Source organism: Streptomyces sp. NBC_00377 (genome assembly GCF_036075115.1).
GTDB lineage: Bacteria > Actinomycetota > Actinomycetes > Streptomycetales > Streptomycetaceae > Streptomyces.
Genome location: NZ_CP107958.1, coordinates 2237248 through 2260195, shown reverse-complemented (window position 1 = coordinate 2260195; position 22948 = coordinate 2237248). Strand labels below are relative to the sequence as shown.

Annotated in this window: 17 protein-coding genes; 6 read left to right on the top strand and 11 right to left on the bottom strand. The window is 70.6% G+C overall.

Annotated elements, in window-relative coordinates:
- Positions 1–109 precede the first annotated feature (109 nt).
- Positions 110–1522 (top strand): RICIN domain-containing protein, encoded by a 1413-nt coding sequence (locus OHS71_RS10210; RefSeq protein WP_328479048.1) that lies wholly within the window; start codon positions 110–112, stop codon positions 1520–1522.
- A 6-nt stretch (positions 1523–1528) separates the two neighbouring features.
- Here the strand turns inward: OHS71_RS10210 and OHS71_RS10205 are convergent, their stop codons facing one another.
- Positions 1529–3214: a rhamnogalacturonan lyase B N-terminal domain-containing protein gene (locus OHS71_RS10205; protein WP_328479046.1), complete on the bottom strand. Its 1686-nt coding sequence runs from the start codon at positions 3212–3214 to the stop codon at positions 1529–1531.
- A gap of 192 nt (positions 3215–3406) precedes the next feature.
- Between OHS71_RS10205 and OHS71_RS10200 the strand changes: the two genes are divergently transcribed.
- The 3 genes from OHS71_RS10200 to OHS71_RS10190 all read left to right on the top strand — a co-directional run bounded on the left by OHS71_RS10200 (position 3407) and on the right by OHS71_RS10190 (position 6749).
- Positions 3407–4453 (top strand): rhamnogalacturonan acetylesterase, encoded by a 1047-nt coding sequence (locus tag OHS71_RS10200; protein WP_328479044.1) that lies wholly within the window; start codon positions 3407–3409, stop codon positions 4451–4453.
- A gap of 91 nt (positions 4454–4544) precedes the next feature.
- The gene (locus OHS71_RS10195) at positions 4545–6311 is read left to right on the top strand and encodes a DUF2264 domain-containing protein (RefSeq protein ID WP_328479042.1); all 1767 of its coding nucleotides are present in this window, start codon (positions 4545–4547) and stop codon (positions 6309–6311) included.
- 66 nt (positions 6312–6377) lie between these two features.
- Positions 6378–6749, top strand: coding sequence for a VOC family protein (locus OHS71_RS10190; RefSeq protein WP_328479040.1), 372 nt, complete (start codon positions 6378–6380; stop codon positions 6747–6749).
- A gap of 49 nt (positions 6750–6798) precedes the next feature.
- Here OHS71_RS10190 and OHS71_RS10185 read toward each other — a convergent pair whose 3' ends face one another.
- The 10 genes from OHS71_RS10185 to OHS71_RS10140 form a co-directional block, all read right to left on the bottom strand.
- The gene (locus tag OHS71_RS10185) at positions 6799–7395 is read right to left on the bottom strand and encodes a TetR/AcrR family transcriptional regulator (protein WP_328479038.1); all 597 of its coding nucleotides are present in this window, start codon (positions 7393–7395) and stop codon (positions 6799–6801) included.
- A gap of 122 nt (positions 7396–7517) precedes the next feature.
- Entirely contained in the window at positions 7518–8318 is an 801-nt protein-coding gene (locus OHS71_RS10180; RefSeq protein WP_328479036.1) for an ABC transporter permease, read from the bottom strand.
- A 5-nt stretch (positions 8319–8323) separates the two neighbouring features.
- Entirely contained in the window at positions 8324–9127 is an 804-nt protein-coding gene (locus OHS71_RS10175; protein WP_328479034.1) for an ABC-2 family transporter protein, read from the bottom strand.
- Positions 9127–10122 carry an ABC transporter ATP-binding protein gene (locus OHS71_RS10170; RefSeq protein ID WP_328479032.1) on the bottom strand — a complete coding sequence of 332 codons (996 nt, stop codon included), beginning with the start codon at positions 10120–10122 and terminating at the stop codon, positions 9127–9129. The genes OHS71_RS10175 and OHS71_RS10170 overlap by 1 nt, the downstream gene beginning before the upstream one ends.
- A gap of 99 nt (positions 10123–10221) precedes the next feature.
- A complete protein-coding gene (locus OHS71_RS10165) occupies positions 10222–13107 on the bottom strand; it encodes a glycoside hydrolase family 2 TIM barrel-domain containing protein (protein WP_328479030.1) in 2886 nt (961 codons plus the stop codon).
- Positions 13108–13134: 27 nt separating this feature from the next.
- Positions 13135–14013 carry a carbohydrate ABC transporter permease gene (locus OHS71_RS10160; protein ID WP_328479028.1) on the bottom strand — a complete coding sequence of 293 codons (879 nt, stop codon included), beginning with the start codon at positions 14011–14013 and terminating at the stop codon, positions 13135–13137.
- A complete protein-coding gene (locus tag OHS71_RS10155) occupies positions 14010–14975 on the bottom strand; it encodes a carbohydrate ABC transporter permease (RefSeq protein ID WP_328479026.1) in 966 nt (321 codons plus the stop codon). Before OHS71_RS10155 ends, OHS71_RS10160 begins: the two co-directional genes overlap by 4 nt.
- A gap of 20 nt (positions 14976–14995) precedes the next feature.
- On the bottom strand, positions 14996–16258 hold the full coding sequence (locus OHS71_RS10150) for an ABC transporter substrate-binding protein (RefSeq protein ID WP_328479024.1): 1263 nt from the start codon (positions 16256–16258) through the stop codon (positions 14996–14998).
- A 752-nt stretch (positions 16259–17010) separates the two neighbouring features.
- Entirely contained in the window at positions 17011–18264 is a 1254-nt protein-coding gene (locus tag OHS71_RS10145) for an ROK family protein (protein WP_328479022.1), read from the bottom strand.
- A gap of 152 nt (positions 18265–18416) precedes the next feature.
- Positions 18417–19661 carry an FAD-binding protein gene (locus OHS71_RS10140; protein ID WP_328479020.1) on the bottom strand — a complete coding sequence of 415 codons (1245 nt, stop codon included), beginning with the start codon at positions 19659–19661 and terminating at the stop codon, positions 18417–18419.
- Between the two features lie 150 nt (positions 19662–19811).
- Between OHS71_RS10140 and OHS71_RS10135 the strand changes: the two genes are divergently transcribed.
- Together OHS71_RS10135 and OHS71_RS10130 are read left to right on the top strand one after the other, a co-directional pair.
- Positions 19812–21131: a radical SAM protein gene (locus tag OHS71_RS10135; RefSeq protein ID WP_328479018.1), complete on the top strand. Its 1320-nt coding sequence runs from the start codon at positions 19812–19814 to the stop codon at positions 21129–21131.
- A 278-nt stretch (positions 21132–21409) separates the two neighbouring features.
- Positions 21410–22903, top strand: a complete 1494-nt coding sequence (locus tag OHS71_RS10130; protein WP_328479016.1) for a cellulose-binding domain-containing protein — start codon at positions 21410–21412, stop codon at positions 22901–22903.
- Positions 22904–22948: the final 45 nt, after the last annotated feature.

Genomic DNA, 22948 nt, shown 5'->3' with positions numbered 1-22948 from the left:
GTGGACACCGGTCCGCCCTGGCGGCGAACCGACTTCCCCTGCCCCGCTCCGCAGGAACTTCGTCTCCTCCCCGGCCCGAAGGCCGGGGTATCCACGAAAGAAGGCCCCGATGAGACGTGCGTACACCGCCCTGCTCGCCCTCTGTCTGGTGCTGATCGGCGCCCTGGCGACCGCGGGGCCCGCTCAGGCGGCGCCTGTGACGATCGCCGACGGCACGCAGTTCACCGACAGTTCCGGCAGCCCCGTGCACGCCCATGGCGGCGGAGTGCTCAAAGTCGGCTCCTACTACTACTGGTTCGGCGAGGACCGCAACGCCGACAACACCTTCCGGTACGTGGACGCCTACCGTTCCACCGACCTGAAGAACTGGGAGTTCCGCAACCACGTCCTGACCCAGTCGAGCGACCCCGAGCTGGCCTCCGCCAACATCGAACGCCCCAAGGTCATGTACAACGCGTCCACCGGCAAGTTCGTGATGTGGATGCACAAGGAGAACGGAACCGACTACAGCGAGGCCCGGGCCGCCGTCGCCGTGTCGGACACCGTCGACGGGAACTACGCCTGGCAGGGCAGCTTCCGCCCGCTCGACCAGCACATGTCCCGTGACATCACGGTCTTCGTGGACAGCGACGGCGCCGGGTACATGGTCTCCGCCGCGCGCGAGAACTACGACCTCCAGATCTACCGGCTGACCGCCGACTACACCGGGATCGCGAGCCTCGTCGCCGACCCCTGGCACGGCGGCCACCGCGAGGCGCCCGCGTTGTTCAAGCGGGGCGGCGTCTACTTCATGCTCACCTCGGCCGCGACCGGCTGGAACCCCAACCAGCAGCAGTACGCCACGGCGACCTCCCTCGCCGGCCCCTGGTCGGCCATGACGAACGTCGGCGACGCGACGGCGTACGGCTCGCAGACCGCGTACGTCCTTCCCGTCCAGGGGACCTCGGGCACCTCCTACCTCTACCTGGGCGACCGCTGGGGCAACTCCTTCGGCGGGACCGTCAACGACTCCCGCTACGTCTGGCTGCCGCTGACGTTCCCCACGAGCACCTCGTTGTCGATGTCCTGGTCCCCGGAGATCACCGTGGACACGGCGGCCGGCACGGTCACCGGCACGAGCGCCACGTACAACACGCTCGTCGCCCGGCACAGCGGCAAGTGCGCGGACGTCACGAGCCAGTCCCTCTGGGCGGGCGCCCAGATCAAGCAGTGGGACTGCAACAGCGGAAACAACCAGAAGTACTGGTTCAAGTCCGTCGGCGGCGGCTACTACCAGTTGGTCGTCCGGAGCAGCTCCCTGTGCGTGCAGGAGAACGCGAGCACGGTCAGCCAGGAGAACTGCGACGCGACGGCCGCCGCCCAGCAGTGGTCGCTGACTACGTCGGGCAGCTACGTCAACGTCAAGGCCCGCGCGAGCGGCGAGTGCCTGGACGTGAACGGCGCGTCCACCGCCAACTCCGCCGCCCTCATCACCTACACGTGCAACGGAGGGACCAACCAGCAGTGGACGCGCGGCACCTGACCTACGTCACGCGAGGAGGTCGATCGCGTCGATCGCCGTGCCCGCGCTGAGATAGGCGGCCGACCCCGAACCGCTCACCACGTCGATCTTCAGCACGTTGTACCGACCGGTGTCCGTGAGCCATGCGCTCGCCGGGACGCTGTAGGTGAAGGTGTGGTTGTTGCCCCGGTAGGACCCGTTGGTCAGGGACCGGGTGCTGGGCTGGGTGGGCGGGGAGGGGACGGCCGAGGTCCAGGTGTCGTTCACCACGACCTGCGGCCGTCCGTTCGCGTAGGCCGTCGTCACACCGATGCGCAGGGTGTGCGCGGCGGCGGCCTGGGCCGCGGTCAGCTTGAAATACACGAGCAGACCGCTGTTGACGTCCTTCCAGAGGTAGCAGGGGAAGTCCGAGGTCTCGGCTCCGCTGCCGATCACCACGTTGCCGGTCCAGGCCGCGGCCCGGACGTCCGACGGGTGCGCGTACGTCATCAGGTCGGCGTTCTTGAAGCCGCTCGGCGTACCGGTCCAGTCGTTGATCCGCCAGATCGCGCCCGCGTTGGCGGGATCGTTCGAGGACGGGATCGCGATCGAGTTGAGGGTGGTCGTGGCGCCCGCGGACACGGTCACCTGTGTACTGAACACAGCCAGCTCGCTCTTGTGGACGGTCAGCGTGTACGTCCCCGGGAGCACCCCCGCGATGGAGAACCAGCCGTCGGACGACCGTGCCGGGCCCCAGTACTGCGCCTCCGCGCCGGCCAGTGCGACCGTGTACGGGTACGCGGTGTCGCGCCCGGTGATGCCGACTCCCGCGACCCGGCCCCGGCCGCTCGCCGCGACGTATCCGGAGATGCCCAGCGAGTCCGCCCATGGAGTGGTCAGGGTGCCCGGGAACAGGGAGGAGGAGGGCGCGCCGCCGTCCGTGAAGGCGATGACGTAGGGGCCCTGGAGACCGAAGCGCTGTTCCTCGGTCTGGTTCTGGCCGTAGTACAGGATCTCGTACAGACCGCCGCCGTCGGCGCTCTGGTGGCGCAGCAGGGAGCGGTAGAAGGGGCCGCCGGAGGCCTTCTCGTGGTTGCTGCGCACGATCCACAGGCCGACGGCGCCGGTCGTCCAGCCGACGTGGTCGTAGTCGATGGTGCGCCGCTTGGAATAGTGCTTGGAGCGGGTCTGGCCGTCGGACTTCGCGAAGACGTCGGATGCCTCGACGGTGCTGGTCGTGTACGTGTAGGAGTCGGGCTCGTCGTTGGGGAAGAGGCCCGCCCTGACGCGCACGATGTACCGGGTCGCCGAGACGGACGTGTCGGCCTTGTACGTCCACAGGTAGACGTTGTTCTCGCCGCTGCGGGCCGCGTAGTAGTGCTTGAGCGTGCCGTGCGTGACCGAGATCAGGATCGTCGGGCCGGACCGCGCGATCGTCACGGTCGAGCTGCCGAGCCCGGACTCGATGTGGGAGTTCATGCCGCCGTATCCCTGGTACTCGGTTCCCCGGTAGGCGAGCGAGGTGAGGTCACCGGTGCTCTTGCTGACCTTGAAGACGAGGTCGGCGCCGGTGTCGACGACGTAGTTCGAGCCGTCGTCGGTGTAGCCGAAGGCCGCCGCGGCGGCCGGCCGGGCGAGCGGCCCGGCGGTCAGGGCGGCCGAGCCGGCGGTGGCCGCGGCGCCGAGGACGAAGGTACGGCGTCGGACCGGGCTGTGGCTCTCGGATCCGGACATGGGGGTGCCTCCTTCGGGAGGTGTGGGGGGTGCGGGTGTCTGAGAGATTGACAGTTGAATCGATTTCGCGAAAGGGCTTTCGTTCGCGGGAGGTTGGCAATCTTGTGAAATCGGTCCCAGGTCTAGAAAGCGCTTGCCAGAGGCGGTACGGTCCAGCCGCCAGGCCCTGTTCCCACGACGGAGGAGCCGCACGTGAGACGTTTCAACATCGCCGTGCTGGCGGCACTGACGCTGGCCATCACTCCGCTGTCGGCATCCGCCGCCCAGGACCACGGCGGCCGCGCACCGCTGGGCATCGAGAACTGCACGGCGACCGGGTGCCACTTCGACGTCCCGCCCGGCGCCTACGACGTCGAGGTCGTCCTCGGCGGTGACACCGGGTCGAGCACCGGCATCGGCGGCGAGACCCGGCGCGCCCTGCTGCCCGAGACCACCGCCCCCGCAGGCGGACGCGTCGTCCGCGCCTTCACGGTCGACGTCCGCACCCCTGAGGGAGAACCGACCGGCGTGGCCGGAACCGCCGGCCTTGACCTGAGGATCGGCGGCTCGGCGCCTGCCCTGGCCGACATCCGGGTCACCCCGGCCCGGCACACGCGGCAGGTCTTCCTCGTCGGCGACTCCACGGTCTGCGACCAGGCCGCGGAACCGTACACCGGCTGGGGCCAGCAGTTGCCGCAGTACCTGCGCAAGGGCGTCTCGGTCGCCAACTACGCCGATTCCGGGGAGAGTACGGTCACCTATCTGGGGAACCCGCAGCTCTGGGCCACGGTCCGGCCGCTGATCCGCCCCGGCGACCTCGTCCTGGTCCAGCTCGCCCACAACGACAAGACGACCGACGAGGTGACGTACCGGGCGAATCTCGAGACCATGGTGGCGGGAGTCAGGGAGCAGGGCGGCCGGCCGGTCCTGGTGACGCCCATCGTGCGCCGCTGGTTCAATGCCGACGGCACACTGAACAACGGAACGGCTCTCCTGGTCAACGGACTCGGCGTCGACCACCCGGCGGTGATCCGCTCGGTCGCCGCCGCGCAGGACGTACCGCTGATCGACCTCACCGCCAGGACCAAGGCGCTGGTGGAGTCGCTCGGGGTGGAGGGCTCCAAGGCCCTCTACCTGTACAACGAGAAGCGCGACAACACGCACACCTCCGTGTACGGAGCGACGGTCTACGCGGACCTGGTCCGCGACGAACTCGCCGCCCTGCATCTGGTGCCGAGAGGCGCCGTGCGGGCGGGATGAACGCCTGGGGGCGCCCCGACCGGAACCGGGACGCCCCCAGGTCCTGGCCTCACCCAGGCTCCGCCCCGGCCGCGAAGGAAAGAAACCACAGATGCGCCTGCCCCCGCCCGACCCCGCCCGCAGCCCCCGCACCGGGTACACCCGCGCCCACTGGGAAGCGGCCGCCGACACCCTGCTCGCCGCGGTGGAGCCGTACGCCACCGACGACCGCGCCCTCTACCACTTCCCCGGCAGCCGGCAGAGCTGGTCGGGCCGCCTCTCCGACGGCCTGGAAGGGTACGCCCGCACCCTGCTCCTGGCCGCCTTCCGCCGCGACGAGACGGCGCTGGAGCGCTATGCGAGCGGCCTCGCGGCCGGTGTCGGCGGCGTCTGGCCCCGGATCGAGGACCGCGGGCAGCCCCTCGTCGAGGCCGCCTCGATCGCCCTCGCCCTGCGCCTGACCCGTCCGCTGCTCTGGGACCGCCTCGACGACGCGGTCCGGCAGCGCGCCGCGGCCTGGCTCGGCGACGCGCTGACCGCCGAGGCCTGGCCCTGCAACTGGGAACTGTTCCCGGTGACGGTCGGCGGCTTCCTGGAGTCGGCCGGCCATGAGCCGGAGGCCTCCCGAAAGGCGATCGACCGCGGTCTCGAGCGCATCGAGCAGTGGTACGTCGGCGGCGGCTGGTACAGCGACGGCCCCGGCCGTGCCTTCGACTACTACAACGGCTGGGCCATGCACCTCTATCCGGTCCTGCACGCCTGGCTGGCCGACGACCCCGGCCTGCTCGCCCTCTACGGCGGCCGGCTCAGGACCCATCTCGCCGACTACGCCCGTCTGTTCGGCGGCGACGGAGCGCCGCTGCACCAGGGCCGCTCCCTCACCTACCGCTTCGCCACCACCGCCCCCCTCTGGCTGGGCGCCCTCACCGGCCACACCCCGCTGCTCCCGGGCGAGACCCGCCGCCTGGCCTCGGGCGCGCTGAAGTACTTCCTGGAACGGGACGCGGTCGACGAACGCGGTCTGCTGACGCTCGGCTGGCACGGCCCCGACGAGTCCGTCCTCCAGGGCTACTCCGGACCGGCCTCCCCGTACTGGGCGAGCAAGGGCTTCCTCGGCCTGCTGCTCCCGCCGGAACACGAGGTGTGGACCGCGCGGGAGGAGCCGGGACCGGTGGACCGGGAGGACGCGGTCACCCCGGTCGCTGCCCCCAACTGGCTGCTCCAGTCGACGCGTTCGGACGGACTGGTACGTCTGCACAACCACGGCAGCGAGGACGTCCGCTACGACCCCCACTACACGCGGTTCGCGTACTCCACGCTCACCCGGCCGCTGGAGACGCCGCCGGACAACACGGTCACGGTCGGCGGCGACTCCCGCCGCGAGGGCATCGTCGCGCTCGGCGTGGGGGAGGACTGGGCCGCCTCCCGGCACGTGCTGGGCTCCGGCACCGAGATCACGAGCCTGGTGGTGGCCGAGGGGGCGCTGGAGGTGCGGGCCCATCTGGTGTCCGGCGCGGCGCCGGGGACGCCGGTGCGGGTGACGGGCTGGGCACCGGCCGAGGGCGGCGACGCGCGGGCGGAGCTGGTGCCCGTGCACGGGTTCACGGGCACGTCCCCCCTCTCCGGCCTCTCCGGTCTCTCCGGCCTGTCCGGTGCGGCGGGAGAGGGTCCCGCGACCCTCTTCGTGGCGCTGGCCCGGCTCACGGCCGAGCCCCGCCCCCTGCCCCTGCGGGAACTGGTGTCCGTGGAGGTGGAGAACACCGCTCACGGCGCCCACGACCTGAGCGTGCGGTGGCCGACGGGTTCGGCGCGCCGCTTCCGCTTCACCGCTTCGGACGGGCTGTCCGGGACGCCGGAGTGGTCGGTGGGGCCCCGCTGAGCGGGGGCGGACGGGGGGAGCGGAATCCCGTTGCCGTGCGTGATCGGTGTGCAGAAGAATCCGGCTATGACTTCTGCCATCCGTCACGTGACGATCGACAGTTCCGACGCCTACGCCCTCGGCAGCTTCTGGTCCGAGGTGCTCGGCCTCCCCCTCCACGAGGACGACCACCCGGGCGACCCGGAGGCTCTGATCGAGGGCGCCGGCATACTCTTCGTCACCGTCCCGGAGGCCAAGAACCAGAAGAACCGCGTCCACTTCGACCTCCAGCCGCAGGACCGCACCCGGGAGGAGGAGGTCGAGCGTCTGCTCGCCCTCGGCGCCACGCTGGCCGACGACCGGCGCAAGCCCGACGGCACCGGGTGGGCGGTCCTCGCCGACCCGGAGGGCAACGAGTTCTGCGTGGAGCGCAGCGCGGCTGAACGGGCCGCGGGCTGAGGCCGACGGCCGGCGGCGGCGGGACCTCCCGCCGGGGCCGGCCGCGGCGTCAGCCGGCGTCGGCAGCCTCCCGCGGCCAGTGGGTCAGGGCCAGGTGCAGGGCGTCGATCGCCTTGTCCCACGACCGCTGCACGTCCCGGGGCGCACCGAAGCCGCCGCCGGCCTCCAGCATGCAGTAGCCGTGGAAGGTGCTGCGCAGCAGGCGGACGGCGTCGGTGAGGTCGGGCTCGTCGAGGCCGTAGGCGCGGAGCATGCCGTAGGTGACCTCGGCGGTACGGCGCAGGGCGGGGGAATCCGCGGCCAGTTCCCGGTCGGTCTCCTGGTCGATACGGACCTGGGTGGCCGCGTACCGGCCCGGGTGCCGGAGGGCGTACTCCCGGTACGCCCCCGCGAAGGCGACCAGCGCCTCCTTGCCGGCGCGCCCGACGACGGCCGCGGCGATGCGGTCGATCATCTCGCCGCCGACCAGCAGGGCGAGCCGCGTCCGCAGCTCCCGCGCGTTCCTGACGTGCGCGTACAGACTCGCGTCCTTGACCCCGAACCGCCGGGCGAGCGCCGAGACGGTGACGTTGTCGAACCCGACCTCGTCGGCGAGGTCCGCGGCGGCTTCGACGAGGCGGTCGGTGGTGAGGCCGACTCGTGGCATGGGGGCCGCCTTGGGTGCGCTCGGACCTGGAGAGGTGGGGTGTCTGGTCAGGATCCTAAGGGGCCGGGGTGGCCGGGGTGGCCGGGGTGGCCGGGGTGGCCGGGACAAGGTGGCCCCGGCCGTCAGCCGTTGACTCCCGTGTAGTGACTCAGGCTCCACCGCCACAGCAGTCGTGAGCCGAGGTACGCGAGCAGGCCCAGCAGGGGGGACGCCGCCGCCAGCCAGTAGGGGGCGCCGGTGCTGTGGCCGTGGCCGGTCAGGACGGCGGCCGGGAAGTACGCCACGAACGCGAGGGGCAGGCCGTACGTCAGGAGGCCGCCCACCGCCTTGGGCAGCACGTTGAGCGGGTAGCTGCCGAAGGTGCCGAGCAGTTCCTCCAGCCAGCCGCCCCAGTAGTCGGCGGCCGGGAACCGCAGGGCTGCGGAGGCGACCGCCGTGAACAGGGCGGCCTCCAGCAGCATCCCGCCGAGCACGGCCGCCACCAGGTACGAGATCCGGCCCGTCGTCCAGTCGAGGTGACTGCGGCCGAGCGCGGCCACCATCAGGCCCACCGCGACGGTCAGGTCACCGATCGCGTTGGTCGGGAACATGCGCAGCTGGACCTGGAGGTGCACCGGCATGGGCCGTACCAGGCAGACGTCGATCTTTCCTTCCTGAATGAAGTACCCGATGCCGTGCATACGGCCCAGGAAGAGGACGAACAGAGCGTGGGCGAGCATCCGGGTCGCCGGGATGAGCAGCACGTCCGAGCTGTCCCAGCCGCCCATCCCGCTGAAACGGGTCAGCAGCACGGTCGCGAACACGATCACCGAGACCTGCCAGACGGCGCCGATCGCGACCATCATCAGGAACTCGGACCGGTACTCCAGCTGGGCGCGGAAGTTCAGACGTGTGATGCGCCAGGCGAGGCGTACGGCTTTCAAGAGCGTCAGCCTCCTTGCGAGATGACCTGCCGGGCGGCGAGTCGCCACACCAGCCGGGTGAACAGGGCCAGCGCCGCCACCCAGGCCGCCTGCAAGAGCAGCGCGGCCCCGGCGTCCGACAGCGGGATACGGCCGACGTAGAGCGACAGCGGCACGCTCAGCGTGGCCTGGAAGGGCAGGAATCCGCTCATCGTGACGAACCAGTCGGGGAAGAACCACAGGGGCGCGTACACCCCGGACAGCAGGTTCTGCGCGAAGATCAGGATGAGCATGGCCGCGTTGTTGCGCAGGGTGAAGAAGCACAGCTGATCGATGGCCAGCATGACGTAGTACAGGATCCACTGGCCGAGCAGGAGGCTCAGCGCGAACACCCCCGCCACGGCGGCCGACCGGGGCGGATCCACCACTTCGGCAGCCAGGCACACGGCGTAGCCGGCCAACGCCCAGACCAGTCCGTACAGTTGCTCGCCCAGTGCCCGCAGGGCGTAGTAGCGCTGGGGCGACAGCGGGCGCAGGTACCAGTAGACGATGGTGCCGAAGTGCATGTGCTGGATCACGGTGTCCCGAGCCGCGTACTGGTCCAGTTCCCGCAGCCGGGAGGCCAGTACGGCCAGTACGGCGTAGGTGACCGCCTGGTCGCGGCTCATTCCGGCGGTCGTCGAGGTGTGGGCGTACAGGCCGTGCCACAGGGAGGCCACCAGCACCACCTGGACCGCCAGCCGCAGCAGGGCGGCGGTCATCCGGGGCGGGGTGTGCAACTCGCCCAGCGGGGTGACCCGGGCGGCGCGCCAGGCGTGCGGGAGTGCCATCAGGCGTCCCCGGCCTGCACGTACGCGGCCCGCATCACGTCCTCCAACTCCGCCTCGTCCAGGGCGACGTCGTTGACCTCGTACCGTTCGATGACCGCTTTCAGGGCCTGGTGCACCGTCGGCGCGCCGGGTCCGTCCGGCCCGAACACCACCCGGGAGCCCTCGTGTCGCAGCACGGCGATCCCCGGCAGTGCCACGACCTCGGTGTGCGGATCGGCCAGGGTGGCCCGGACCTGCCAGGTGGAGCCGAACGTGCGGCGGATCTCGTCGAGGGTGCCGTCCAGGACGAGACGCCCGTGGTTGATCAGCACCACGCGCTCGGCGAGCCGTTCGACCTCCGTCATGTCGTGCGTGGTCAGCAGCACGGTCCGGCCGCGCTGTTCGACCTGGTGGCGCAGGAACTCGCGGACCTGCTCCTTCACCACCACGTCCATGCCGATGGTCGGCTCGTCGAGGAAGACGACGGGCGGGTCGTGCAGCAGCGCCGCCGCGAGATCGCAGCGCACGCGCTGGCCGAGGGAGAGATGGCGCACGCGGGTGTCCCAGAAGGAGGAGAGATCGAGCAGGGCGTCGAACTCCCGCAACCGGGTCGCGTGTTCCGTGTTCGGAACCTCGTAGATGTCGCGCAGGATCGCGAACGACTCGCGCACCGGCAGGTCCCACCACAGCTGTGTGCGCTGGCCGAACACGGCGCCGATGTTGCGGGCGTTGCGTTCACGCTCCCGGTACGGCACCACGCCCGCGACGCGTGCCTCGCCGGAGGTGGGGGTGAGGATGCCCGTCAGCATCTTGATCGTGGTGGACTTGCCGGCGCCGTTCGGGCCGAGCAGCGCGAGGAGTTCACCCGCGGCCACGTCGAAAGTGATGTCGCGGACGGCGTGTTTGGCGACCCGCTCGGGGTCGATCAGGGAGCGCAGGCCGCCGACGAGGCCGGGCCGGCGGACGGTGGTGTGGAACGTGCGGGACAAGCCGCGCACCTCGATGCTGCCGATCACTCGTTCAACCTCCAGAGAAGCGCGGCCGGCCGGCTGGGAGCCGGCCGGCCGCGGGAGACGTCATCACCGTGTCGGAAAGTCGATCAATCGGTCAATCGATTAATCGGTTGCGGTGAAAACGAACGAGAACTCGGTGGGCGCGGCGTTCAGGAAGTACTGCGGGAGCGGGCCCGGACCGCAGGACTGCGAGCCGATGCCGTGCTGGCCGTGGTCGAGGTTGACCCACACCGTCCCGCCCGGCACCAGGTCGGTGAGGTGCTCGGCGGCGTGCAGCTGCTCGTTCGTCCAGCGGCGGGCGCTGAACCAGAACTCCGGGGCGCCCTCGACGCGCAGTCCGCCGAGCTCGGCCCAGCGGACGTCGGCACGGGCGCCGTTCTCCTGCGGGCGGACGTACGGCGTCTGCATACCGTCGACCGTCGCATGCCAGCGGCCGACCGCCGACGCCGTCCTGCTGTCCGGATACGCCTCGCCGGGTCCGCCGCCGAACCAGGAGACCCGGTCGGCCTCGGAGAGTCCGAAGCGGATACCGAGGCGGGGGAGCGGCACCGTCCAGTCGCCTTCCGGGGTGACGGACACGGTCAGCTGGACACGGTCGCCGTCCGACGTCCACCTGTACACCGTCGACAGCCCCACCTCCCAGGCGGCGGGCGCCACCCGGGTGCGTACCGTCAGCGCGCCGTCGTCGACCTCGACCGCGTCCAGCCGGTGCCGCATCCGGTGCAGGCCCAGCCTGCGCCAGAGCACACCGTGGCGGACGTCCGACTGCCAGGGCGCGCCGTCGTCGTTGTCGGTGGTCGCCCGCCACACGTCCAGACGCAGCCCGGTCACGGGCACCGAGCCGATCGTCCGCAGCTCGCCCGTGCGGGCGTCGAAGGAGGCCGGGCCCAGCGTGACGGTCCCGTCCTCGACGACCGGCCCCCCGGTGGCGGACAGGGACGGCAGCGTGCGGCTGCCGACCGGCAGTTGGCCCCACGCCACCACGTGCCCCCGGGCGGCCCAGGCGGTGTCCTCGGCGAGCGCCGCCCGGACGGTCCAGCCCGTCTCCGCGCCGGCCGGAGCTCCGGCCGGCGCCTCGGGCAGCTTCACCTCGGCCGACTCGCCCGCCGCGAGCGCCGGCACCGCCAGCTCGCCCGTTGCGACGGTCTCGCCGTCCACCTGGAAGGCCCAGGTGAAGGCCAGTGCGGACAGGTCGGCGAAGTCCTGCTTGTTGGTCACGCGAACCATGCGGCTGTCGGAGCCGTCGGCGCCGTCGAAGGAGACCGGCTCGATCACCTTCTTGAACTCGACCAGGCCTGGTGAGGGCGTCCGGTCGGGGAAGACCAGACCGTCGCAGACGAAGTTGCCGTCGTGCAGTTCCTCGCCGAAGTCGCCGCCGTAGGCGTAGCCCAGCTCGGAGTGCTCGATGCCGTGGTCGATCCACTCCCAGACGAAGGCGCCCTGGAGGCGGTCGTGCGCCTCGAAGAGCCGCTGGTAGTCGGCCAGTCCGCCCGGCCCGTTGCCCATGGCGTGGGCGTACTCGCAGAGGATGAAGGGCAGTCGGCGGCGCTTGTGGGTGCCGCCGTCCAGCCCCTGTCCGATCCGCTCCACCTCCTCGTGGAAGGCGTACATGCGCGAATAGACGTCCGTGTCACGGCAGTCGATGTCGCCTTCGTAGTGCACGAGGCGCGAGGAGTCGCGGCCGTGGATCCACTCGGCCATGGCGGTCAGGCCGCGCCCGGTGCCGGCCTCGTTGCCCAGGGACCAGATGACGACCGACGGGTGGTTCTTGTCCCGTTCGACCATGCGGGCGGCGCGGTCGAGAAGGGCCGGGGTCCAGCGGTCGTCGTCGACGGGGTTGTCCCGCCAGTCCTGCTCGACGAAGCCGTGGGTCTCCAGGTCGCACTCGTCGATCACCCACAGCCCGTACTCGTCGCACAGGTCGAGGAAGGCCGGGTGGGGCGGGTAGTGCGAGGTGCGCACGGCGTTGACGTTGTGCCGCTTCATCAGCAGCACGTCCGCGCGCATCGTCTCCAGGTCGAGGGCCCGGCCTGTGCGCGGGTGCCACTCGTGGCGGTTGACGCCCTTGAAGAGGACCGGCCGGCCGTTGACCTTGATCAGGTCGTCCGCGAGTTCCACGGTACGGAAACCGATGCGCAGGGGCACCCGTTCGCCCTCCGTCACCAGTTCGCCGTCGTACAGCGCGGGTGTCTCCGCCGTCCACGGACGCACCGGCACCGTGACCGCGCACCCGGTCTCGACATCGATGTCCAGGGCGGGCACGCGGACCCGCCCGTCGACATCGGAAGCGACGCGCAGGGTGCCCTCGCCCGTGACATGGTCGTAGGAGGCGTGCACGAAGAAGTCGAGCACGCTGCCGGCCGGGCGGTGCAGCAGCGTGACGTCACGGAAGATGCCCGGCAGCCACCACTGGTCCTGGTCCTCCAGGTACGAGCCCGCCGACCACTGGTGGACCCGGACGGCGAGGACGTTGCCGGCCGGCCTGAGCAGGTGCCCGACCGCGAACTCGTGCGGCACCCGGGAACCCTTGAACTCGCCTATGTCCGTGCCGTTCAGCCACACCCGGGCGCAGGACTCGACGCCGTCGAAGCGCAGCACCGCCCCGCCGTCCGACAGGCCGGGCCAGTCGGACGGCAGGTCGAAGACGCGCAGGTGGTCGCCGGTCGGGTTCTCGGTCGGCACCCGGGGCGGGTCGACGGGGAAGGGGTAGAGGTGGTTGGTGTAGATCGGCGAACCGAAGGCGCCGTCGCCCTGGAGGACCCAGTGGCCGGGGACCGTCACCTCGGCCCAGTCCCCGGCGTCGTAGCCGTCCTCGGTGAACGAGTCGTCCTCGGCGTCGGCCGTCCCTGACAGCCGGAAACGCCAACTCCCGTTCAGTGAGAGGGAGGCGGCGTCCGAGGACGCGTACCGAGCGCGGGGCGGAAGGGCCCCGCTGCCCGGTGACACGTCCTCGACGTATCCGACGTCGGTGGTGGTGCGGAAAGACATTCGTCTCCAGGTCTCGAGAGGGAGGTGTCAGCCCTTGATGCCGGTCTGCGCGATCCCCTGGACCAGCCAGCGCTGGAGGAAGAGGAACACGAACAGCAGGGGAAGGATGGAAATGGCGGTCGCCATGAAGATCAGGTGGTAGTTGACCGTCTGGTTCGTCATGTACGACGACAGCGCCACCTGCACCGTCCAGGCGCTGGGGTCCTGGCCGATGACCAGCGGCCACAGGAAGGAGTTCCAGCCGTTGATGAAGGTGATCGTGGCGATGGCCGCGAAGAAGTTCAGCGAGTTGGGAACGACGACCCGCCAGTACGCGCCCCAGTAGCCGAGCCCGTCCACGCGTGCCGCCTCCTCCAGTTCCTTGGGGAACCCCAGGAAGTACTGCCGAAAGAGGAAGCAGGTGAAACCGCTGAAGAGACCCGGGATGATGAGACCTCGGTAACTGTCCACCCAGCCGAAGGACGAGACCAGGACGAAGCTGGGTACGAAGGTCACGGCGGTCGGCACCATCAGGGTGGTCAGGACGACGTAGAACACCTTGTTGGCGTGCTTGTACGGGATGCGCGCCAGCCCGTATCCGGCGAGCGAGCACACCAGGAGGATGCCGGTGGTGTGCAGGACGGCGACGACCACGGAGTTCCACATGGACTGGGCGAAGTCCACGGTGACGTCGTTGAACGGCTCGGTGATGTTGCCCCACTGGATGTCGGTGGGGAACCACTTCCAGTTCTCGCCCGTGATCTCCGGGTCCGTCATCAGAGAGTTGCGGACGATCAGATAGAAGGGGAGGAGGAAGAGGAGGGCCGCGACTCCGGTCGCGATGTACAGACCGGAGCTGCCCATGACGCCGCCGCGCCTGGACCCGGTCGGCTTCTTCTTCCCGGTCTCGGGTGCTGTGACGGTCACTTGGACTCCTCACCCCTTCCGAAGCCCATGAACTTGCCCTGAAGCAGGGTCACGACGCAGATCAGCATCGTCAGCACGACAGCGCCCGCGCTGCCCGCGCCGTAGTTCTGGTTCTCACCGAGGGCCATCTTGTAGAGCTCGACCAGCGGGGGCTGTCCCCAGGTGGCCTTGGGGAGCAGGTTGAAGAACTCGTCGAACGCCTGGTAGGCGGCGACCAGCAGGAGCAGGATCACTGCGGTCGACGTCGCCCTGAGCTGGGGCAGGGTGATGTAGCGGAAGGTCTGCCAGCCCGGTTTGGCGCCGTCCAGGGAGGCGGCCTCGTACAGCTCACGCGGGATGTTCTGAAGCGCCGCGATGAACAGGATCATGTAGAAGCCCGACTGGAGCCACAGCCGTACGGTCACGATGACCAGCCAGTACCAGGGCGGATCCGGAGAGGCGAGCCAGGCGATGTTGTCGATGCCGAACCAGCCGATGACCGTGTTGGCGAGGCCGAACCGGACGCCGTTGAAGAGGGACATCTTCCAGATCAGCGAGGCGGCCACATAGCTGACCGCCGTGGGCAGGAAGAACACCGACCGGAAGAAGGCCCGCATGAACCGCAGCCGGTTCACCAGCAGCGCCAGGCCCAGCGAGACGGCCCAGGTGGCCGGGACGATGAACGCCGCGAACACCGTGAAGGTGACCAGCGAGTTCAGGAAGTCGACGTCGGTCAGGACCTGCGTGTAGTTCTCGAAGCCGATGAACTGACTGGGGGTGACCGTGAAACGTGCCTCGAAGAAGCTGAGATAGATGCTCCAGCCGATGGGCACGAAGACGAAGATCACCAGGCCGATCAGGAACGGTCCGGTGAACAGCCAGAAGTTGAAGGTACTGCTCGCCAGCAGGCCCCGCCGCGGCCGGCCCTTGGAGACCTTGGCCGGGGCGGGCTGGGCGACCCCGCGCGTGGTGGTGGTCGACATGTCGTAGTCCGTCCGGTGGTCTATCCGAAGAGCTTCTTGAGCTCGGTGTCGACCTTCTTCTCGCAGGCGGCGAGCTGGGCCTTCGGGTCGTCGTTCTTGCGGACGGAGTTGGCCATCACGTCGTTGACCGCGGAGATCATGGCCTGGGTCCAGCCGATGTTGTCGAAGTGGCCGAACTCGTTGAACAGCTTGACGCCCTCGGCCGGCAGGCCGGACTTGAGCTTGGTGGCGCTCTGGGCGATCGACGTGCGCGGCGGGATGTGGAATCCGTAGGAGGTGGCCCAGTCCTCCTGGTACTTCTTCTGCTCGATCCACAGCCACTTCACGTATGCCTTGGCCGCCTCGACGTTCTTGCCCTTGGCGTTGACGAACATCGACCAGCCGCCGTTGGTGACCGACTGCTTGCCGGCGGACCCGACCTTCGGGAAGGGGAAGATGCCGATGTCGTCGCCGAGCGCCTGCTGCATGGCCGGCATGGCCCACATGCCGCACCACTGGATCGCCGTCAGACCCTGGGTGAAGGCCGAGGGGTCCCACCAGTCGGCGGGAGCCCCGAGCAACAGGTTGCCGCTGGTGAACAGGGTCCGCAGCTGCTTCAGTCCCTCGGCGACGGCGTCCGTGTTGAAGGCGGGCTTGTTGTCCGCGGTGAGGGTGTCGGCGCCGGCCGACCAGATCAGCGGGCTCTGGACCGGAGTGAGGTCGTTGCCGAGGTAGGCGCCTTTGACCTTGCCGGTCTTGAGCTTGGCGGCGGCCTCGATCAGCTCCTCCAGCGTGGTCGGCACCTCGACCTTCGCCTTCTCGAACATCGACGGCCGGTAGAAGAAGAACTGCGGGTCGTCGATCATGCGGACGCCGTATATCTTGCCGTCGACCGTGTGGGACTTGATGTCGGCCTGGTTGAAGTCGTCCTTGACCGGGTCGATGATGTCGGTCAGGTCCGCCACCTGGCCGCTCTTGATGAGCTGGATCTGCGGGTGGAACTCGAAGACGTCAGGGGCGTTCTGGGTGAGCAGCGCGGCGAACAGCTTCTGCTCGAAGTTGGAGCCGGTGATCCACTGCGTGGTCACGTTGGCGTCCTTGTAGGCCTTGGCGTACTTCTTGATGGCCTGTTCGGTACCGGCCTCGCCGTACGCGTGGAAGTACTGGACGAGCGAGTCGCCCGAACCCCCGCTGCTACGGCCGGTGTTCCCGCCGCAGGCGGCGAGCGAGCCGGCCGCGGCCATGCCCGCGGCGGCCCGGAAGAGGGATCGGCGGGACCAGTTGCTGTTGCTCATTGCCGACATGGTGACGTCCTTGTCTCGAGTACGGCTGCGGCCGGGCGACTTCAGCGCCAGATGGCTCGAATGGCGTTGCGGAGCCGGACGTTAACCTTCGGCTAAGCCTTCGGCAAGGGGTTGGACGAAGCCTGTTCGAAGCGTTGTGATCGGTTCGGGATGGCGAACGTGAGGGGCGGCGGGCAGGGCTGTGCAGCGGCCGCCGCAGGGGTGACGAGGCTGTGCCGAAAGGGGGTTGAGGGCCGCCGGTGTCAGGGCCGGCGGCCCCCGGTCCAGGGGGGAGTGATCCCCGTGCGGCTACCGCGTGGTCCGCACCTCGGCGGTCTCCTCGCCCCGTCGGAGGGCTGCCGCTTGCGGGCCGTCGACGATCGTCCGGCCACCGGCGGCGGAGCACCTGCCGCGGGCCCGGCCGACGTTCACCGTGTGGGCGTTCGCCCGCACGCGCGAGGTGCCGCCGGCGCAGGGTGCGCCCACCGCGCCGGCCCCCGGCTCCCGGCCGGCGGACCTCCGCCCGCGTCCCCCGCCCTCGGCTGCCCGCCGTGGGCCGGGACTGCCGGCCGGCGCTCGCGCGGGCCGGTGCGAGGCGTCGGCCTCGCCTGCGGGCAGCGGCAGGCCGAGCGCCCTTCGGGGCGCTGCGCGGCCGGTGTTCCGCGACGGCGGGCAGACCGCCGCGCTTCGTCCGGTGCAGGGCGTAAGCCGCCGTCGGCTCGCGTCAAGGCTGTCTCCCTTCCGTCGTCGTGGGGGTGTCGTGGTGCGTACGGTCAGCCGGGCGGCGCGCCACGGCTCCTCGTGCCGGCGAACACGCCACGCTTGGCGTTCCGCTGTCCGACCGCCTGGAGCGCCCCTTCCAGCGCGAACGTGGCCGCCCCGAGACAGGCCGGGTCGCTGGGGATCGGCGACAGGACGATCCGGTTGGCGGCCAGCGGCCGTTTCAGCGCGTGCCGGGCGACGGCCTCGCGCACCTCGTCGAGGAGGGGCTCGCCGAGCCGGGCCGCGACCCAGCTGCTCAGCACGACCACCTCGGGGTTGAGCACATTGACCAGGTTGGCGATGCCGGCGCCGAGGTAGCGGGCGGTGTCCCGGACGACCTTGACGGCGATCGGCTCGCCCGCGGCGACCGCGGCGGCCAGGGCGTCGATCGTGGCGGTCTGGTCGTCGGGATGCAGCAGCGGGGACCGCGGGCTGAGTTCCCGCAGGTTCTGCATGATGCCGGGTGCGCCGACGTAGGTCTCCACGCAGCCGTGGTTGCCGCACCGGCACAGTCGTCCGTCGAGCACCAGGGTGGTGTGCCCCCACTCGCCGGCGCTGTTGCTGACACCCCGGTGCAGCTCACCGCCGAGGACCAGACCGGCCCCGACTCCCGTGCCCAGGTTGACCACCACGGCGTCCCCGTGCCCGCGCGCCGCCCCGAACCACAGCTCGGCGACCGCGCCGGCACGCAGCGGGTTGTCCAGGTACAGGGGGTACGCGATGTGTTCGGAGAGCAGGTCGAGCAACGGCACGTCGTGCCAGTCCCAGTTGGGCGCGTACTCGGAGATGCCGGTGGCCCGGTCCACCTGCCCCGGCACGCTCACCCCGACGCCCAGCACCCGGGCGGCCTCGACCCCGGCCTGGGTGACCACCGCACCGGCGGCCGCCGCCACGTGGCCGACCACCTGCTCGGGGCGGCTCTCCCCGGGCCGCATGTTCTCCTCGGCGCGGGCCAGTACGTTCAGGGCGAGGTCGAAGAGCTCGACATGGACATAGGTCTCCGCGATGTCCACCCCGATCAACGCGCCCCCCGACGCGTTGACGGCCACGAGTCCCCGGGGGCGGCCACCCGCCGAGTCCTCGAACCCGACCTCCGTGATCATGCGGAGATCGAGCAGTTCGCCGACGAGGGTGGCGACGGTGGCGAGCGAGAGCCCGGTCGCGGCCGCGAGCTCCTGCCGGGAGGTGGGAGAGGCGGCGATGATCTGGCGCAGCACCTCGTAGCGGTTCGCGGTGCGGATGTCACGTGATGTGCCGCGCTTCATGGCACGTGCCCCCTCATCCCTGCCGTCCCTTTCCGTGCCGGGCGGACCCGCACTGCGACGGCACCGGCGCCGCGCCAGGCTATGGGCTGCCGAACCGTTCTACAAGGGGTTAGGAAAGGGGCTTTATGAAGTCGTCCGCCGGCGGTCCGCGGTCAGCTCGCCAGGAGGTCCCGGACGAACGCGTTGGTGAACTTCCCGGCCGGATCCAGCACTCTCGCCAGTGCGGTGAAGTCGTCGATCCGGGGGTAGCGCCCGCGAACCACGGCGGCCGGCACCTCGTAGACCTTGCCCCAGTGCGGTCGCGGCTCGTAGGGCTCCAGCGCGGCTTCCACCGCCCGTACCACCGGCAGCACCGCCGCCGCGTCCTCGACCCAGGTGAAGTGCAGCGCCACCGTGTCCCGGCCGTAGGAGGGGCTCAGCCACTGCTCGTCGGCGGCCACGGTGCGCACCTCGCAGACCTGGAGCACGGGGGCGACCGTCTGCCGGATGCCGTCGATCGCGCGCAGCGCATCGGTGGCGTGCCGGCGCGCCAGCAGGTACTCGCTCTGCAACTCGTTGCCGCTGCTCGGCGTGAACTCCGCGCGGAAGTGCGGCAGCCGCTCGTGCCACGGCCCCGGTACCCCGAACTGCTCGGTGCAGTTCACCGCGGGCATCCCCGGCACCGGATGCAGTGCCTCCACGGCGGGCGTGGCCCACGGGAAGCCGGCGAGGGGTTCGTCCGTGCGCCGTTTCAGCCATACCTGCCGGAAGCCGGGCGCGGCCCAGTCGGTGAACAGGCTGACGCTGTACGCGGCCGCCGCGACGGTCTCGAAGTCCAGTCCGTCCAGCGGGAGCCCGGTGAACAGATGCTGCTCCACCTCGAACCCGGGTTCCAGGTCGAGGACCAGCGCGGTCACCACGCCGAGAGCGCCCAGCGAGGTGACGGCCCCGCCGAACCTCCGGTCACCGCGCCCGATGACGACGGTCGAGCCGTCGGCCGTCACGATCTCCACCTCGCGCACCGACGAGGCGAGCGAGCCGTTGCCGACCCCCGACCCGTGCGTGCCGGTGGCCACCGATCCGGCCACCGAGATGTGCGGCAGGGAGGCCATGTTCGGCAGTGCGAGCCCGTGCTCGTGGACGTGGCGCGCCAGCTGGGCGTACCGGACCCCGCCCCCGACGCGCACGGTCCGGGCCGCCGTGTCGACGTCGATCTCGCCGTCCAGCGCCTCCAGGGACAGCAGTACCCCGCCGGCGCCGGGTTCGGCGATCTCGTTGAACGAGTGGCCGCTGCCCAGCACCCGCACCCGCCCGCTTCCGGCCACGAGGGAGCGGAGCGCGTCGAGGGAGCGCGGACGGTGCAGTTCCCCGGCGGCGAAGGTGATGTTGCCGGCCCAGTTGGTCACGGTTTCGGTCATGCGGCTGTTCGCCCCTCCCGAGGTGATCGAGAACCCGGAGTTCCCAGGTGGAACCTACCCTGCCCCCGACACGGGGCCCCCGCCCCCACCCCCGCGCCGCCGGGGGCATACCGTGAGGAAGTCGTACGCGTGAACCGGGAGGAGAGAGGGATGGGCAGCCGTACCGCGCTGGTCGAGGATCTGATGGAGCGGTTTCCGCACGTTCCGCGGGAGGCCGTCTTCAAGGAGGACCTGCTGCGCGGAGGTGTGGCCTTCGATCCCTCCGCCCTCAGCGACAACGAGTCGGGCGAGGTCAAACCGAAGTCCTACTTCATCTTCTCCTTCGACCACGGGACCCTGCCCGAGCTGGGTGAGGCCGCGCTGCGCCGCCCGCCGGAGGAGATCATCCTCACGGGAGGCCCGTACGACCTGCGGCGCACCGTCGTCTCGGTCCGTGTGAACCCGTCCTCCCCCTACCGCGTCGCGGCGGACGGCGAGGGTCTGCTCGGGCTCTATCTCGACGGCACGCGCATCGCGGACGTCGGCGTGCCGCCGATGCCGGAGTACTACCGGCACAAGCTCTCCAACGGGAAGTCGGTCATGGAGGTGGCCCCGACCATCCAGTGGGGCTACCTGATCTACCTGACCGTCTTCCGGGTGTGCCAGTACTTCGGCGCCAAGGAGGAGTGCCAGTACTGCGACATCAACCACAACTGGCGCCAGCACAAGGCGGCCGGCCGGCCGTACACGGGCGTGAAGGACGTCGAGGAGGTCCTCGAAGCCCTGGAGATCATCGACCGGTACGACACCCAGAAGACGTCCACCGCCTACACCCTCACCGGCGGCGCCATCACCAAGACCGTCGCAGGGCGGGACGAGGCCGACTTCTACGGGCACTACGCGAAGGCCATCGAGGAGCGCTTCCCCGGCCGTTGGATCGGCAAGGTCGTCGCCCAGGCGCTGCCCCGCGACGACGTGCAGCGCTTCAAGGACTACGGGGTGCAGATCTACCACCCCAACTACGAGGTCTGGGACCGCCGTCTGTTCGAGCTGTACTGCCCGGGCAAGGAGCGCTACGTCGGCCGCGACGAGTGGCACAAGCGGATCCTCGACTCGGCGGAGATCTTCGGCGCGCGCAACGTGATCCCCAACTTCGTCGCGGGGGTGGAGATGGCCGAGCCCTTCGGTTTCACGACCGTCGACGAGGCCATCGCCTCCACCACGGAGGGGTTGCGCTTCTTCATGTCGCAGGGCATCACGCCCCGCTTCACCACCTGGTGCCCGGAGCCCACCACCCCGCTCGGCAAGGCCAACCCGCAGGGTGCGCCGCTGGAGTACCACATCCGGCTGCTGGAGGCCTACCGCGCCACCATGGACGAGTTCGGGCTCTCCTCGCCTCCCGGTTACGGCCCGCCCGGACCCGGCCGCGCGGTGTTCTCCGTGAGCTCCTTCATGGACAGCCTTCCGGCGCCGGACTCGGCGACCGTATAGTCCACGGTGCCGGTCGCCGCTCCTGAGCCGAGGTGGAAAATCAGGGTGCGGGTGTTGAACACGGGGCGGTCCGCGTCCGTACCAAGGGTCGGGAAACCGGGCGCGGCCGCCTGCTCATCCCCTGTTCCGCTGTCTGTCCTGCTGTCCTGACATGACATCTGAACAGGGCGCTTGTCAGTTGTGTCGAAGACGTGAAAAGCTCTGCCCCTGCCGCGAGGTTCCCCCCAACCCCATTGCCGTCATGGTGAGTTGACCTCGCTTGTGGATGCAGGAGACTCATGCCCGACCTGCCGACCCCGAAGGACGCCGCCGAGGCCGCGCTGTTCTCCGAGTGCTGGGACGCCGTCCTGTCCTACGCCGACCTGTGCACATCCGGCTCGACCGCGGCGAACCAGCTGGCCCGTGAGGCGTTCGCGCTCGGAATACGCGAGGCCCGCGCAGCCGAGGACGGCACCGCACGAGGTGCCGGCCGCCGCTCGTCCCGGCTGCCCCGGATCCCGCTGCTGCTGACCGCCGTACGCACCACGGCGGCCACCTGGGAGGCCCGGGGACAGGGCCACAAACTCGACCCCGATCTGCGCCTGTGGCTGAACTCCGACAAGGCCGCACGGTACGTCGGACCGCCCCTGAGCCGTCCCATCGCCCTGCGCGGACTGCGTGACATGCAGGAACCGGACGCCGCCCTGCTCTGGCTCGCCGAGGTGGAGGCGCTGCCGCTGCACGCTGTCATCCGCCGGCAGGGGCTGGACCCGGCCGCCGCCGTGGAGGAACTGAACCAGGTCCGGGGCCTGTTCCGGGACCGCTGCCACCGCAACCATCTCGACACGCCGATGGACGCGGAGTGCCGGAGCTACGTCCGGCTCCTGGACGCCGTCACCCGCTCGCCCGCCGCCGACACGCCCCCCGACCTCTCCCGGCACCTCGCCACCTGTGTGGAGTGCGCGGAGGCCGCCGCCTGTCTGCGGCTGCACGGCGGCGGACTCCCGGCGGCCCTCGCCCAGGGCGTCATCGGCTGGGGCGGCCTCGCCTACCTGGAGCGCCGCCGCCGGGCCTCCGAGGTGCGACTCGGCCCCGGACGCCCCGACGCGCCGGACGCCGAGGGCACCGCCGCCCGGGCCGCCGCGGGCCGGGCACGGGCGCTGCGCAGCGGCATGCTCGTCGCCGCCGTCCTGGTGTCCGGGCTGGCGCTCGCCGTGTCGATGATGCCCGGCGAGAACGGTGCCGACAACGGCGGCGACCGCCTCGCCAAGGGCAACCCCGCGGACAGCAGCCCGGTGGCCGGACCCGTCTCCCACCTGCCGTCCGCCGGTCCCGCCACCTCCGCCGCGCCGTCCTCGTCCCGCCCGGCGCCGTCCACGAGCGGTACGCCGAAGGGGACGAGCGGCGACTCCGGGAAGCCGGACCCCGAGCCGCAGGGCACCTCCTCGGGCACCGCCGGTGCCGGGAGCGAGGAGACGGCGGCCTGCGAGGTCAGGTACGACCTCGTCAACCAGTGGCCCGACGGCTTCCAGGCCACCGTCACCGTGACCACCGCCGTGACGCTCGACTCCTGGCGCGTGGCCTGGTCCTTCCGCGACGGCCAGAAGGTCGACCAGATGTGGGACGCGCGCCTGGCCCAGAACGGCTCACGCGTCACCGCGACCGCCGCCGACTACAACAGGTCCGTCGCGGCCAACGGAACCCTCACCTTCGGCTTCCTCGCCTCCTGGCAGAACAAGAACACCGCGCCCTACGCGTTCACCGTCAACGGGCGGGCCTGCACGAGTTCCTGACGGCCGGCAGGTGGGAACAGGGCGGGACGCCCAGGCGCCGCAGGG

Bases quoted from the DNA above. Each gene is read 5' to 3' on its own strand.
- OHS71_RS10185 (WP_328479038.1), bottom strand. From the start codon at position 7,395: ATGCCACGAGTCGGCCTCACCACCGACCGCCTCGTCGAAGCCGCCGCG.
- OHS71_RS10140 (WP_328479020.1), bottom strand. From the start codon at position 19,661: ATGACCGAAACCGTGACCAACTGGGCCGGCAACATCACCTTCGCCGCC.
- OHS71_RS10195 (WP_328479042.1), top strand. From the start codon at position 4,545: ATGCGCCTGCCCCCGCCCGACCCCGCCCGCAGCCCCCGCACCGGGTAC.
- OHS71_RS10150 (WP_328479024.1), bottom strand. From the start codon at position 16,258: ATGTCGGCAATGAGCAACAGCAACTGGTCCCGCCGATCCCTCTTCCGG.
- OHS71_RS10190 (WP_328479040.1), top strand. From the start codon at position 6,378: ATGACTTCTGCCATCCGTCACGTGACGATCGACAGTTCCGACGCCTAC.
- OHS71_RS10175 (WP_328479034.1), bottom strand. From the start codon at position 9,127: ATGGCACTCCCGCACGCCTGGCGCGCCGCCCGGGTCACCCCGCTGGGC.
- OHS71_RS10210 (WP_328479048.1), top strand. From the start codon at position 110: ATGAGACGTGCGTACACCGCCCTGCTCGCCCTCTGTCTGGTGCTGATC.
- OHS71_RS10130 (WP_328479016.1), top strand. From the start codon at position 21,410: ATGCCCGACCTGCCGACCCCGAAGGACGCCGCCGAGGCCGCGCTGTTC.
- OHS71_RS10135 (WP_328479018.1), top strand. From the start codon at position 19,812: ATGGGCAGCCGTACCGCGCTGGTCGAGGATCTGATGGAGCGGTTTCCG.
- OHS71_RS10205 (WP_328479046.1), bottom strand. From the start codon at position 3,214: ATGTCCGGATCCGAGAGCCACAGCCCGGTCCGACGCCGTACCTTCGTC.
- OHS71_RS10165 (WP_328479030.1), bottom strand. From the start codon at position 13,107: ATGTCTTTCCGCACCACCACCGACGTCGGATACGTCGAGGACGTGTCA.
- OHS71_RS10145 (WP_328479022.1), bottom strand. From the start codon at position 18,264: ATGAAGCGCGGCACATCACGTGACATCCGCACCGCGAACCGCTACGAG.
- OHS71_RS10155 (WP_328479026.1), bottom strand. From the start codon at position 14,975: ATGTCGACCACCACCACGCGCGGGGTCGCCCAGCCCGCCCCGGCCAAG.